The organism is Lactobacillus rodentium (genome assembly GCF_003423665.1).
In the GTDB taxonomy this organism is placed as follows: Bacteria; Bacillota; Bacilli; order Lactobacillales; family Lactobacillaceae; genus Lactobacillus; species Lactobacillus rodentium.
This window is the reverse complement of sequence record NZ_BFBY01000001.1, coordinates 1-14,537: the sequence shown is the minus strand read 5'-3', so window position 1 is coordinate 14,537 and position 14,537 is coordinate 1. Positions and strand designations below refer to the sequence as shown.

14 protein-coding genes are annotated in these 14,537 nt (G+C 33.7%); 1 reads left to right on the top strand and 13 read right to left on the bottom strand.

Annotated elements, in window-relative coordinates; genetic code table 11:
- Window positions 1-10: 10 nt before the first annotated feature.
- From LrDSM24759_RS00070 to rsmG, 13 genes are all read right to left on the bottom strand, one after another.
- Window positions 11-760 carry an aspartate/glutamate racemase family protein gene (locus tag LrDSM24759_RS00070; protein ID WP_117117309.1) on the bottom strand — a complete coding sequence of 250 codons (750 nt, stop codon included), beginning with the start codon at window positions 758-760 and terminating at the stop codon, window positions 11-13.
- Window positions 761-772: 12 nt separating this feature from the next.
- Complete coding sequence (locus tag LrDSM24759_RS00065) at window positions 773-2,341, bottom strand: UDP-N-acetylmuramoyl-L-alanyl-D-glutamate--2,6-diaminopimelate ligase (protein WP_117117308.1); 1,569 nt, start codon at window positions 2,339-2,341, stop codon at window positions 773-775.
- A 49-nt stretch (window positions 2,342-2,390) separates the two neighbouring features.
- A complete protein-coding gene (locus tag LrDSM24759_RS00060) occupies window positions 2,391-3,536 on the bottom strand; it encodes a sensor histidine kinase (RefSeq protein ID WP_117117307.1) in 1,146 nt (381 codons plus the stop codon).
- Between the two features lie 7 nt (window positions 3,537-3,543).
- Window positions 3,544-4,230 (bottom strand): response regulator transcription factor, encoded by a 687-nt coding sequence (locus LrDSM24759_RS00055; RefSeq protein ID WP_117117306.1) that lies wholly within the window; start codon window positions 4,228-4,230, stop codon window positions 3,544-3,546.
- 160 nt (window positions 4,231-4,390) lie between these two features.
- A complete protein-coding gene (locus tag LrDSM24759_RS00050) occupies window positions 4,391-6,247 on the bottom strand; it encodes an ABC transporter ATP-binding protein (RefSeq protein WP_117117305.1) in 1,857 nt (618 codons plus the stop codon).
- Window positions 6,248-6,258: 11 nt separating this feature from the next.
- Window positions 6,259-7,977 carry an ABC transporter ATP-binding protein gene (locus tag LrDSM24759_RS00045; protein WP_117117304.1) on the bottom strand — a complete coding sequence of 573 codons (1,719 nt, stop codon included), beginning with the start codon at window positions 7,975-7,977 and terminating at the stop codon, window positions 6,259-6,261.
- A gap of 120 nt (window positions 7,978-8,097) precedes the next feature.
- Entirely contained in the window at window positions 8,098-8,892 is a 795-nt protein-coding gene (locus tag LrDSM24759_RS00040) for a DUF1129 family protein (protein WP_117117303.1), read from the bottom strand.
- Between the two features lie 14 nt (window positions 8,893-8,906).
- Entirely contained in the window at window positions 8,907-10,007 is a 1,101-nt protein-coding gene (ychF, locus tag LrDSM24759_RS00035; protein WP_117117302.1) for a redox-regulated ATPase YchF, read from the bottom strand.
- 21 nt (window positions 10,008-10,028) lie between these two features.
- Window positions 10,029-10,277, bottom strand: coding sequence for a DUF951 domain-containing protein (locus LrDSM24759_RS00030; RefSeq protein ID WP_117117301.1), 249 nt, complete (start codon window positions 10,275-10,277; stop codon window positions 10,029-10,031).
- Window positions 10,278-10,307: 30 nt separating this feature from the next.
- On the bottom strand, window positions 10,308-11,204 hold the full coding sequence (locus LrDSM24759_RS00025) for a ParB/RepB/Spo0J family partition protein (protein WP_117117300.1): 897 nt from the start codon (window positions 11,202-11,204) through the stop codon (window positions 10,308-10,310).
- Window positions 11,182-11,961, bottom strand: a complete 780-nt coding sequence (locus LrDSM24759_RS00020; RefSeq protein ID WP_117117299.1) for a ParA family protein — start codon at window positions 11,959-11,961, stop codon at window positions 11,182-11,184. Before LrDSM24759_RS00020 ends, LrDSM24759_RS00025 begins: the two co-directional genes overlap by 23 nt.
- 9 nt (window positions 11,962-11,970) lie before the next feature.
- Window positions 11,971-12,834, bottom strand: coding sequence for a nucleoid occlusion protein (gene noc, locus LrDSM24759_RS00015; protein WP_117117298.1), 864 nt, complete (start codon window positions 12,832-12,834; stop codon window positions 11,971-11,973).
- Window positions 12,835-12,859: 25 nt separating this feature from the next.
- Window positions 12,860-13,579: a 16S rRNA (guanine(527)-N(7))-methyltransferase RsmG gene (rsmG, locus tag LrDSM24759_RS00010; RefSeq protein WP_117117297.1), complete on the bottom strand. Its 720-nt coding sequence runs from the start codon at window positions 13,577-13,579 to the stop codon at window positions 12,860-12,862.
- A 185-nt stretch (window positions 13,580-13,764) separates the two neighbouring features.
- Here rsmG and LrDSM24759_RS00005 point away from each other — a divergent pair, with 185 nt between their 5' ends.
- Window positions 13,765-14,298: a CvpA family protein gene (locus LrDSM24759_RS00005; protein WP_117117296.1), complete on the top strand. Its 534-nt coding sequence runs from the start codon at window positions 13,765-13,767 to the stop codon at window positions 14,296-14,298.
- The last annotated feature ends 239 nt before the right edge of the window (window positions 14,299-14,537 follow it).

Here is a 14,537-nt window from a genome sequence, read left to right as displayed (position 1 = left end):
TTCTTAATTATTATTTATATAAATATTTTTTGGTTGCTTCTTTAGGATCCATTCCATTGCGAATCTTTAAAGCGAGTTCAATTGAAACATCAGCAATTATTGACTGAGGATCAATTACATTATAAGGATGATCGGGAGCCTTTTCTTGAGCTAACGATAATTCAGTACAGCCCAGTAAAACTACATTGCACCCATACTTATCATGCATTGTTTGCAAAATCTTATGGTAAAGTTTCTTATCTACAACACCTTTTTCTTTAATATTGTCATAGATTAACTCATTTACCATTGGTTGAATTTCAGGACCACCTAATTCAACTTGTTTACCTACTTTTTCTAATTCATCTGCATAAAGATGATCATAGATTGAACCTTCAGTAGCAATTAAGCCAATTTTTTCTTCATTGGGATAATTATCAACAAAGTTATGCACTGCAATACGCATCATATGTAAAAATGGTACATCAGTTAATGCGGCCAAATCATCATAAAAATAGTGGGCAGTATTGCAGACCATTACCATAAAATCAGGATGCAACTTATCTTGGCCCTCGATATCATCTTTTAAATCATAAAAGAAATTGGGTTTAGAATGATCTTTAATATAAGCTGTTCGATCTGGCACCTGTGCATCATTAACTAAACTATAATTTAAGTAATCTTGATCTTTTGAAATTTTTACACGATGATTAATTAATCGAACATAGCTTTCAGTAGCAATTGTTCCCATTCCACCAATAATTGAGAAGAAATGCTTCATAATTATTCCTTACTAATCTTTATTACCTTCAAGTTCTTTAATAACTCTTTCAGCAACTTTGATATCTGTTGGATAAGGAGTATCAACACCACGAATCTTTTGATATGGATCAGCACCCTTACCACAAATTAATACAATGTCATTTTTACCAGCCATGGCAATTGCATCATGAATGGCCTTTTCACGATCTAATTCAATCGTTACATCAACTTTTGAATGATCAATACCGGCATCAATTTCATCTGCAATATCTTTAGGATCTTCAAAGCCTGGATCATCAGTCGTTAAAAATGCCTTGTCAGCATAAGCACTTAAACTTTCACTAAATCCAGGACGACGAGATACACCTTTATCTCCTGGTGCTCCAACCACAACAATAATCTTTGGATTATTAAATTCTTTCTTCATAAAGCCCATTAATGCCATCATTGAGGCTTTATTATGAGCATAATCCACCACTACTGTACCGTGATTATCAGAAGGAAGAGTCTCCATTCTACCAGGAATTGTGACATGACGAATTCCTTTGGCAGCTTCTTGATAATCCTCACCTGCAAGACCTGCTCCAATAATTGCAGCAGTCCCATTGATTTCATTAAAATCACCAATCATTTGTAAAGTATATTCACCTGCGATTGGTAATTTCTTAGCCATTGGTGATTCACAGAAAAGCTTAAACTTAGTTTCAGCCATGTCAGTCTCAATAGATTCAAAGCGGAAATCAATTGTTTTATCTAAATTTGGATTTTCAAATTTATTATCTGCAAATAAATAAATACTATCTGGGTTAGTCGTAGTAGTAGCTGCCGCATAAACGTCGTCGAAATGATCAGTCATAGCATTAATAATACATTTACGCGAGTTTACCATTAATTGTAATTTACAGTGTAAATAATCTGCAAAATTAGGATGTTCATTTGGTCCAATATGATCTGGAGTAATATTTAAAAAGAAACCTAAATCATAAGTTAAACCAAAAACACGATTCTTTTTATAAGCTTGAGAAGATACTTCCATTACTAAGTGAGTCATGCCATTATCAACGGCAGTCCGCATGTCACGGAATAAATCAAGAGATTCCGGTGTGGTTAAACTCGACTTAAAACGGTCTTCTGGTTTAGGTCCCACAACATCATCTACTGATGAAATTAATGCTGTTCGACCCCCATTAACTTCATCTAACATCCCCTTTAAAAAGTAAGCAGATGTAGTCTTCCCCTTGGTACCAGTAAACGCCACAACATATAAATCATCTTGCGGAAAGCCATAGAAGGCAGCAGAAAGTAAGGCCATTGCCTTAGATACATCTCTAACAATTAAAGCATGCATTCCTTTACCTTCAGGATAAGGTTGTTCAGCTACATAACATACTGCTCCATTATCCTTAGCCATTGATAAATAAGTTGGTCTAAAAGCTTGTCCCTTACAGAAAAATAGCGTATTAGTCTTAATATCACGTGAATCATAAGAAATATAATCTAATTTTGTGGGTACTGCGTCTTGAACAGCACTAGATTTAAGTAAGTGATGTTCCTTTAAAATTAAAATACAAGTATTTAATGAAATGCTAGATTCAGTCATTTTTTCTCCTATAATCAAATCTATTCAGCCTAAATTATAGCACACGCTATTATTCCTGGGGAGAATTGAGTGGCAATCGAATGATAAAACTAGTCCAACTATCATCTGATTTACAAGTAATTGTTCCCCCATGTAACTCAACTATGTTTTGGGAAATTGCTAATCCTAAACCAGCGCCACCAGTTTGAAGATTCCGTGAAGATTCTACACGATAGAAACGTTCAAAAATCGACTTAAGTGCAGCCTCAGGAATTTTTTCACCATTATTTTCAACACGTAATTCAACATACTGATTATTCACTTTATTAGCAATTAAGTTAATTCTACTTGCCCCATTACCATACTTAAGAGCATTAGAAATTAAATTATTTAAAACTCGAACCAATTTCTTTGCATCCGCTTCAATTGTTAAATCATGCGGCCTAGTTTCTACATTAAATTCAATATTCTTATTTTCTGCTTCTAGTTCAAAGCCTGCCGCTACTTGTTCAAGCATTGAATTAATATGAAGAGGTGCTAAAACCAACTTACTCTTATTAGAAGATTTTAAGGTAGTATATTCAAATAAATCATCAGCTAGCGCCTTCATTTGCAAAGATTTATCATAGGCAATCGAAATATATTTTTTGTTATCTTGGCTTAGATCATTTTGATATTTTAGTAGTCCAAGATACCCAATGATTGAAGTTAGCGGTGTACGAATATCATGCGACACATTAGTAATCAAATCATCTTTTGATTTTTCAATTTGTCGTTCTTCTTCCATTGCGGCTACAGTACTCTCTACCAGAGCATTAATCGAATCAATAACCTTTTGTAAATCTGTTTTTACAGTAAAAGGAATTCGGTGATCTAGATGTCCATCGGCAATATAATGCAATTCATCAATTACATGACGTAATTGCATTTGGTGATAACGTCTAATCAAACGCCACCAAAGAATAATCACATCAAAAATAATTAAAATTACTATAAACCCACGTTGCCAGGACCAAAGATGTGATCCATTCCATAAGGTAATATTTTTTTTGAGAAAGAAAATATTATTTTCTAAGTGAGGATCATTCATCACAGCTAAATTAAGTAAAATTACTATTGATAAATTTAAAAGAAGTAATAATACTATCGTTACTAACGCTTCACCAAATAATTCGCTTTTTTCACGACCAGTTAATTTAACCTTTTGTTTTTTCATAGCTTTCTTAGGCTTCTATTTTGTACCCTACGCCCCAAACGGTTTGAATAACTTCTTCACCATTTGTAGCTTTTTGGATTTTATCTCTTAAATGAGACACATGAACCATAACGGTTTTTGCAGATACAACTGACTCTTGTTGCCAAACACGTTCAAAGATCTCATCTGCTGAAAATACTCGATTAGGATGACTGGCAAGCATATAGAGAATGCCAAATTCTAACGCAGTTAATTGAATTGGTGTACCGTCTACCGTTTTTACTTCGTGAGAATCCTTATTAATAACCAAAGGACCTACTTCTAAAATATCTGGTTCATCGCTCTTAACTTCTTTTTGACTACGACGAAGTAATGAACGCACACGAGCCATTACTTCTAATGGGTTGAATGGTTTTACCACATAGTCATCTGCACCAGTAATTAAGCCTTGAATTTTATCCATATCTCCTGATTTAGCCGATACAACTAAAATAGGAATTTCTGAATCTTTTCTGACTTCCTTAATTACATCAATTCCTGACATTTGAGGCATCATAATATCCAAAATCATACATGCAATATCAGGATTAGTAGATAATTTAGTTAAAGCTTCTTTACCTGAATATGCACTTACTGGTTCATAACCTTCATTTTTAAGATAAATATTTAAAAGTTCAACGATTTCTTTATCGTCATCAACAACTAAGACTTTCATAGAGAATTCCTCTCCTGTATTTTTTATTTTTTACACTTTATATTATACATTTTATATTTAGAACTATTTTACCCTTATTTATATAAAAGTTTTACTTATAACTCGATCCTTAATAAAGTCATAAAAAAGCACTAAACTTTTTTGAGTTTAGTGCTTTTAATTATTGTAATTCTTTTTTGCCAGTATATAGCTCGTAGTAATAACCCTTTTCTTTAAGTAATTCTTCATGAGAACCACGTTCAATAATATGACCATGATCAAGTACAAGGATTAAATCAGAGTTTACAATCGTTGATAAACGGTGGGCAATAACAAAACTTGTACGCCCTTTTAACAAGTTATCCATACCCTCTTGAACCATTCTTTCAGTTCTAGTATCAATACTTGAAGTCGCTTCATCTAAAATCATTACTGGTTCATCAGCGAGCATCGCACGTGCAATACTAATTAATTGCATTTGTCCTTGTGATAAATCGCCACCATCGCCATCAATGACAGTATCATAACCATCAGCAAGATTTTCAATAAATTCTGCGGCTCGAGATAATCGAGCTGCTTCACGTACTTCTTCATCAGTGGCATCAGGTTTACTAAATCGAATATTATCTTTAATTGTTCCACTGAATAGGTGTGTTTCTTGTAAAACAATTGATAAAGAATGACGTAAATCATCTAATTTGATTTGTGAAATTGGTACCCCGTCATAAGTGATTTTACCTGATTGAATTTGATAAAATCGGTTCAACATATTGGAAATAGTAGTTTTTCCAGCACCTGTTTCACCAACTAAAGCCACTTTCATTCCTGGTTTGGCATTAATATTGATGTCATATAAAATTTGATGTCCTGGTACATATGAGAAGTTTACGTGATCAAAAATAATATGTCCCTTAATAGGTACCTTTTTATTTTGACCATCCTTTTCTGGAACCACCCAATCAAACTCATGTTTCTTATCTGGATTACGCCAAATAGTTACATCACCATTATCAACTTCTGAAGGCTCATCTTCTAATTCAAAGATTCGATCTGCACCCGCCAAAGCCATCACTATTGAGTTTAGTTGTTGCGATATCTGGGAAATAGGCATACTAAATTGTCTTGATAATTGTAAGAAAGATGCAATTGCTCCTAGAGTAAGTGGAGCCCAACCATTAATTGCTGCAGCACCACCTACAAAAGCGACTAAGACATAAAGTAAGTTTCCGATGCTCCCCATAATTGGAAATAGCACATTAGCATACGCATTCGCATTACCAGAAGCAATTCGCAACTGATCGTTATACTTTTGAAAACCTTCCTTTGCTTCAGGTTCATGAGAAAAAATCTTAATTACCTTTAGACCATTAAGCATTTCTTCATCATAACCATTTAACTCACCCATCTTTTCCTGTTGGATTTTAAAGTAACGGCTAGATCTTATAGTTAAGAATCTAACTACACCAAAGGATAAGGCAAAGATGAAGAAGGACAAAATTGTCAATTGCCAGCTCAATGTAAACATTGCTACAACCACAAATACTAAGGTTAACAGCGAATTCATAAATTGAGGAATTGACTGCGAAATCATTTGTTGAAGAGTATCAATATCGTTAGTATATCTACTCATGATATCCCCATATTCATTTTGATCAAAATAAGGGATTGGCAAAGATTCCATGTGGGTAAACATCTTATTACGTACGTTATACTGAACTTTTTGTGCCAAAATTGCCATTAAAACAGTAAACAAATAGTTAGCAATCCAACCAATAATAAAGATTCCTAACATTACACAAATTGCATAAAGTAGAGGTTGATAATTAGGTGCTTTTTCATGGAGCAGAGGAGTGATATAGGTATCAATTAATTTTTCAATAAATAATGAACCAATAACACTAGCTGCTGCTGATAAAATTATTCCAATAATAGAGACAACTAGCATCCAAGGACTAGTAGTAAAAACTAATTTTAATAAACGACCTAAAACTTTACCTCTTTTACCCTTTAATTGAGGTTTCTCTTTTGCTTGATCCAAAACTAATTCACCTACTTTTCTTCTTGGAATTTTGCAATTGAACTATAAAGTTCATTTGTCTTCATTAATTCATCATTAGTACCAATTGCTTGAATTCGACCTTTATCCATGACGATGATATGATCTGCATCTTTAATAGAAACAATACGTTGAGAAATAATGATTTTTGTCGTATTAGGCATATCATTGACCAAAGCATGACGAATTTCACGTTCAGTACTAGTATCAACAGCAGACATAGAATCATCAAGAATCAAAATTTTCGGATTCTTTAATAAGGCCCGAGCAATTGTTAAACGTTGCTTTTGTCCACCAGAAACATTATTTCCGCCTTGAGTAATTTGCGTCTCATAACCATCTGGTAGTTCTCTAATAAATCCATCAGCATGAGCAATTTTAGCTGCACGCACTATTTCTTCATCAGTTGCGTGTTCATTACCCCACATCAAGTTTTCTTTAATGGTACCTGTAAAAAGCACATTCTTTTGCAGGACCATCGCTACTTTGTCACGAAGAACATTTAAATCGTAATCTTTTACATTATGGCCGGCGACTTCCACTTCACCAGAAGTTGCATCATATAAGCGTGGAATCAAAGAAACTAAAGTTGATTTAGATGATCCGGTTTCACCAATAATTCCAATTGTCTCACCAGACTTAATATGCAAATTAATATCTTTTAAAGCAAAATTTTTATCATCAGGTGCATATTTAAAATCAACATTCTTAAAGTTGATTTCACCGTTTTCAATTTCTTCAATTGGATTCTTAGGATTAGTAATTGTGGGTTTTTCTTGAAGAACTTTAGTAATTCTTTGTCCACTTGCTCCAGAAATAACTAACTGGGTAATAATCATAGCAATCATATTCAAAGCGAATAAAATTGAATTTGAATAAGTAAACATCGAAACTAATTGACCAGTTTGTAAAGTATGACCAATTATTTCCTTAGCACCAAACCAAGCAATAGCTAAGGTAGATACATTTAAAACTACCATAACGGTTACTGCATTAAGCGACATGATTTTTTGGGCAGTTGAGAATAATTTGTAAATTAATCCAGTAGACTTCTCAAAATTTTCAATTTGTGGTTTTTCTTGAACGTAAGTCTTTACTTCACGAATACCACGCACATTTTCTCTGACATCCTGATTTAATTTGTCATATCCCTTAAAAATTTTAGGGAAGTATGGATAAGCACTTCTAATTAATAAGGCTAAGATAATCGCAAAAATAGGTGCGATAACTACAAAAATCAGTGATAAGCGCGGACTAATAATGACTGACATTACGATAGCCACAACTAACATCATTGGTGCTCGAACAGCAAATCTAATAATCATTTGATATGCCATTTGCACATTTGTTACATCAGTAGTTAAACGTGTAACTAAACTTGAACTTGAGAATTTATCAATGTTAGAAAAAGAAAATTCTTGAATGTTATCAAACATATCTTGTCTTAAATTAGCTGCAAAACCAGCCGCTGCATGAGTAGCACTATAACTACTTCCAATACCGCATGCCACCGCAAAAATAGTAAGGCAAAAGAGGATTATTCCCCATTTAACAATGGCATTCATATCTCCCTTCATAATTCCTTGGTCAATTAAAATACCTACCAAATATGGAATCAGCATTTCAACGATAACTTCACCAGAAACCAGAATGGGAGCTGCAATTGACAAGCCTTTGTATTGTCGAATCGATTTTCGTAATGTAGAAATCATTAATTTCTCCCCTTATTAATTGAATCTAAAATAAAAAGACGCCGAAGCGTCAGTCTATTTCAAGATAAAAGCTTTTAATTGTTATTTTAAACTACTTTTAATTAAATATCATTATCAATATTACTTTTTATTTTGTTGTTGGAGACGAGCTTGTCTTACTGGATCAATAATATTATATTTACGTCTCAAGTAATAGCGTACTCCAAAGGCAATTACTGCTATCACTATCTCTACCCATGGATTAAGCGGTGGATTAAGGCTTCTTAGTCCTGGCATACTTGTGGCAGTTACCCAAAGGAACATTATAATCAGAATCGCAACTCCAATTAAAATCATTTTACCAGTTCCCATTCTTTTATCTTTTGGTGTAACAATCCAGCGATTATAATATGCCATCATGTAACCTAAACCAACAACTAAAACTAATAAAGTTACTACTCCTAATTCAGCACCACTAGGTGTTTTTGAAACAAGTTGGACAAAACCATACAAGCCGGCAAATAATGCCAAGTATAAAAGAATGTTGTCTATTACTTGCAAACCAAACTTTTGAGTAACTACCTTAGGTTTAGGATGAGTTAACTCAATTGCTTTTTCCGTTGGCGACATCTTATAAAGTGTGCTAGCAGGAATTCCTTTTTGTTGAGCAATAACCATCTCAGGTAAAATCGAATCAATTGCTGGCTCTACTTGATCATTAGCAATATTTTCATTTTCAAGTAAAGCCTTTTGCAATCTAAATACATAATCTGAATTTTTATTAGTTAATTGTTTACGCAATTCTTGGGGATCAGTATTTTTGATTGCTTCTTCATGTGCAGCCTGCTTTGATTGCTTTTTTAATTCTTCTTGTTCAACTTTATCATTTTTTACTTCTTCAGCAGCTTGATTTTGATCCTTTTTATTTTCACTCATAAAAGCCTAAACTCCTAAACATTGAATCTAAATTCAATAATATCACCGTCTTCGACGACATAATCTTTACCTTCAAGACGTAATTTCCCAGCTTCTTTTACTTTTTGCATAGTTTCTAATTCATTCAAATCATCAAATGAAACTACTTCGGCCCGGATAAAACCACGTTCAAAGTCTGAGTGAATAACACCAGCAACTTGTGGAGCTTTCATCCCCTGATGGAAAGTCCAAGCACGTGTTTCTGGGCCACCCGCAGTAAAGAAAGTTCTTAAACCAAGAATGTGGTAAGCAGCTTTGATCAAGCGATCCAATCCAGACTCTTCTACGCCTTCCATTTCTAAGAATTCTTTTCTCTCATCATCATCCATAGCTGCAATTTCTTCTTCAGTAGCAGCAGAAATTCCTAAGGCCTCAGCATTTTCACTTTCGGCGTGTTTTTTAACGATTTGGAAGTACTTATCACTTTCTGGATCTGCCATTGAATCTTCGGCAATGTTAGCTACATAAATAACTGGTTTAGAAGTTAGTAAGAATAATCCCTTAACTATCTTTTGTTCATCGTCATTAAAGTCAATTGAACGTGCAGCTTTTCCTTCTTCAAGCACTGGCTTTAATTTTTCTAAAACAGCCATTTCAGCTTTTGCTTCTTTATCACCTTGTTGAGCAACTTTTTGTACTTTTCCAATACGACGGTTCACGGCATCTAAATCGGCAATTGCTAATTCTAAATTAATCGTATTAATATCTTCTTCTGGGTCAACTTTACCAGTAACGGAAGTGATATTGTCATCATCAAAAGCACGTACAACATGCACAATTGCATCAGTTTGACGAATATTTTCTAAGAATTTATTACCTAAACCTTCACCCTTTGAAGCACCCTTTACCAAACCGGCAATATCAGTAAATTCAAAAGTAGTATGAACGATCTTCTTAGCAGGAATTAATTCTTGAATTCTTGCTAAACGTTGGTCCGGAACTTCAACCATTCCTACGTTGGGTTCAATAGTTGCAAATGGATAATTAGCCATTTCCGCTCCAGCTTTAGTGATTGCGTTAAACAATGTTGATTTACCAACATTTGGTAAGCCAACAATACCAGCAGTTAATGCCATTGTCTTCTCCTTAATTTTTACTTAATCAAAATGAGGTACGATAATTTTATCTTTTGGAACATAGTATTCCAGCTGTTCATTTTTGGGGTCATTGGCCATCGTCACGAGTTTCTTCAATCGTTTATTAAAATCACCACGTGACATCATTACAATATGACCACATCCCATACACTTAATTCGGATATCTGCTCCTAGACGCAAGATCTCCCACTTATTTTCACCACATGCATGTGGTTTTTTCATTTGTACAACATCAGCTAAATGATACATGAAAAATCACCTCACATAGTTATATGGAAATTATTTGTCTAAATTAACACCTAGCAAATCCAAAATTCTGTTTAATTCTTCCGCAGAAGAAAAATCGATTGCCAAATGTCCCTTACCCTTTTTATTTTCTGTAATATTCACGCTAGTACCAAATTTACCTTTTAGTTCATCTTCACTAGCCCTAATAAATGCGGATTTCTTAATTCGTTTTTGCTTTGGTTGTGAAAGGCTATTTTCATTAATACGATTAACTAAAGCTTCAAGTTGACGAACTGTTATTCCTTCTTTAACAACTTTTTTAGCTAGTGCATCAATTTCATCTTTATTTTTTAATCCTAAAAGTGTTCTAGCCTGTCCCATAGAAAGTTCACCATGTTGAAGCAAACGCTTTGTTTTTTGGGGTAAAGTTAATAAGCGTAAGTAATTAGCAATATATGGACGGGATTTTCCTAAACGTTTAGAAACTTCTTCTTGAGTTAAGCCAAGATTCTTTTGCAAAGTTTCATAAGCTTGGGCTTCTTCTAAAGGCGTAAGGTCCTCACGCTGCAAATTTTCTAGAACTGCTACTTCCATCATTTGTGCTTCATCAAAATCACGAATAATAGCAGGAATCGTAGTCTTATTTGCTAATTTAGAAGCACGAAAACGTCTTTCACCAGCAATGATTTCATAACCGTTGACAGATTTTCGTACAATAATTGGTTGGAAAACACCATTTTCTTTTATTGATTCGGCTAATTCTTTTAAGCTTTTTTCATCGAAAGTTTTTCTAGGTTGGTAGGGGTTAGGACGAATTTCGGTTAAGGTAAGTTCATTAACTTCCTCACCATCATTCATTTTAGGACTATCTTCAAATAGTGCTTCTAATCCCTTACCCAAGCCTCTACCTAAGCCCTTCTTTTTATCATCGTTTGACTTTCTTGCCATGAGCTTTTAACACCTCTTTTGCTAGTGAATCATAAACTTCTGCCCCACGAGATCTCGGTGCATATTCAGTAATTGCTTGACCATAACTTGGAGCTTCTGCCAGCTTAGTGATTCTAGGAATAATTGTCTTATAAACTTTTTTGCTGAAATAAGATTGAACTTCTTTAACAACATCTGCACCCAAATTTGTCCGAGCATCTAGCATTGTTAACAGCATACCTTCAACATCAAGATCCTTATTAAAGTGTTTTTGAACTAAACGGATCGTATTAAGTAATTGACTTAATCCTTCCATTGCATAATATTCACTTTGAACTGGAATCAGAATTGAGTCAGATGCAGTAAAAGCATTAATTGATAATTGTCCTAGTGAAGGTGGGCAGTCAATAAAGATAAAATCATATTGGTCACTTACTTCATCAAGGCCTTGCTTTAATCGTGTCTCTCTTGCCATTAAAGATGTTAATTCCATTTCTGCTCCAGCTAATTGAATTGTAGCTGGCACAATATCTAGGTCTTTAGTAGAACTATGATGAATAGTTTTTGAAATTGGAATTTCATCAATGATTACATTATAAACATCTTGATCCACTGAAGATTTTTCTACTCCTAATCCTGAAGTAGCATTTCCTTGTGGATCAATATCAACAATTAAGACTTTATAACCATGTTTAGCAATACTTGCCCCTAAATTAATCGTAGTTGTGGTTTTTCCAACGCCGCCTTTTTGATTGGCGACAGAAATAATTTGAACCATTATTGCTCCTTAATTTTTATTGAATAATTCAATTGTAATCTTATAAGAATCTTTTTGTTGGTCTTCCTTATATTTGACTTTTAATCCAGATTCTTTAGCCATTTTAATTGCTTGCTTAATAGTATTAACTTGAACTTTAAAATCATTTCCGGTCTTAATAATTTGCTTTTTAGTTTTTTTGGCTTTCTTTTTCTCATCAGGTTGCGTCTCAGCTTCAGCTAAAGCAGCAAAATAACCATCTAAGTCTTCAACCATTGCTTCTGTTTCTTTAACAGTAAGCCCCCGTTTAATGATTTCACTTACGGCACGATCTTGATCTTCTTCATTTAAGTTTAACAAAGCACGACCATGACGTTGGGTAATTTTTTTAGAAACTAAAAAACTTTGTACCTTGGGAGTCAACCGTAACAAACGAATTTTATTTGCTACATAAGATTGAGTTTTACCAACTTGTTTTGCTAATTCAGTTTGGGTTAAATCATTAACCTTCATTAATTGTAAATAAGCTTGTGCCTCATCAATTGGATTAAGATCTTCACGTTGTAAATTTTCAATTAATGCTAATGAAGCAACCTTAGCATCGTCCATATCTTCAACAATCGCAGGAATTTTAGCCCAATCTAATGAACGTGCTGCCCGAAAACGTCTTTCACCAGCAATAATCTCATACTTACCATCTTCTTGTTTATCTTTGCGTAAGATGATTGGTTGGAGTAAGCCTTGCTCTTTTAAAGTTTGTGCTAACTCAGCAATTGATTCTTCACTAAATGTACGTCTTGGCTGATAACGATTAGGTACAATTTGATCGATCTCAATCTCTTGAACTTGTTTATTTTCTTCATTTTTATTTTTATGTCCAAAAAATAATGGCATCTAATTTTCCTCCCAGTTAAACTCTTTAAAGTGGTTTCTTATTTGGAGTTCCAGCTTGACGTGGATACTTTTTTGGTGTTTTAGTTAGCTTTTTAACTAAAATTAAAGTTCTTTCATCATCGCTATTAGGTAATGTTAATTCAACTACCTTTTGTGTTTTACCGCCCAAGAGTTTAATTGCTTTTTTTGCACTAGCTAATTCATCATCTGCTTTTGGTCCTTTTAAGGCAATAAAATAACCATCAAGTTTTACTAGAGGTAAACAGTATTCTCCCAAAACAGACATTCTTGCAACTGCGCGTGCCGTCACTAAATCAAATTTTTCTCGTAAAGCAGGGTTTTGACCTGCATCTTCTGCTCGACTATGAACCAAAGTAATGTCAGTTAAACCTAGTTTCTCCACTAAGGATTCGAGAAACTTTAATCTTTTTCCCAAAGAATCGATTATTGTAACCTTTAACTCTGGACAAAGAATCTTAATTGGTAAAGATGGAAAACCTGCACCGGCACCTACATCACATAAACTTTTTTCCCCTTTAAAAAGGTCAGGAAATTCAAAAACCGGGGTCATACTATCATAAAAATGTTTTTGATAGACATCTTTTTCATCAGTAATTCTGGTTAAATTAACCTTTTTATTAGTCTTAACCAATTCTTGATAATAAATTGCAAATTGTTCTTTTTGCTTTGAGCTAAGTTCAAAACCCTTTTCAGTCAAAGCATTTATAAAATTTTCTGGATTCATTTTTCACCCGTGAAACCATGTTTCACATACTCTAATTTACCGCAAATATGGGAAGTTAACAATCCCAATTTTATTGAGTTTATCGTTTTAATTATGAATTATTTTTTTAAAATCGTCAAAAGTTCACAGTTTAATACTTAAACTTGTCCCAGATTTCGCTATAATATTGCCAAAGGAGAATTTTTATGCTTGTTACTATCTTAGTTTTATTATATTTAGGCTATCAAGTTTATAAGGGCTATCAAATTGGTTTTTCACGCCGCATTATTAATTTGATTTTCGGTGCTATTGTTTTTGCAATTGCGATCCTCGGTCAAAACGGACTAGGAAATTGGCTTTATTCTCGCTTTGCTAATCCTAATACTTCTACTGCCAATTCAGCACTTGATTTAATGATTTATCGTTTTATCGCCTTCTTTATTATTTGGTTTGTTGGGCGACAAATTGTTAAAATTTTTAAGCGTTGGTTGCCAAAAAAGGATCCTAACAAACATGGCTTTACCACTTTATTAGATAATGTTTTAGGAGCTCTAGTTTCTTTATTTGCTGCCTACTTCGTTGTTTATGTAGTTCTTTCTATGTGTGATGCTTTCCAGAATCAATGGTTTATTCAACAAACTGTGGATTCACCTATTCTAAGAGCAATTATTTATGATACTCCTGGTCTTTCCAACGGTGTCTTCAAAACTGTCTTTGGGATTAGTCGTACTTTAGGATAATATCAATAGAAACCAAAAGAACGTCGCAAAAATGTGACGTTCTTTTTTCTACGTAAAGTCAAGCACAATGCGATATTTGGCTTTGCTTTTTGTTTAAATTTAAGTTTAAGTATTTTGTAGTATCGATTTATTTTTATCATTAAGCATGACAAATAAGCCCAAATATATCTGATTTTTGGGCTTAGCGTTATAATGTACTTGATCAATTAATTACGACTAAAGTCTTTTTGGTTATGTGT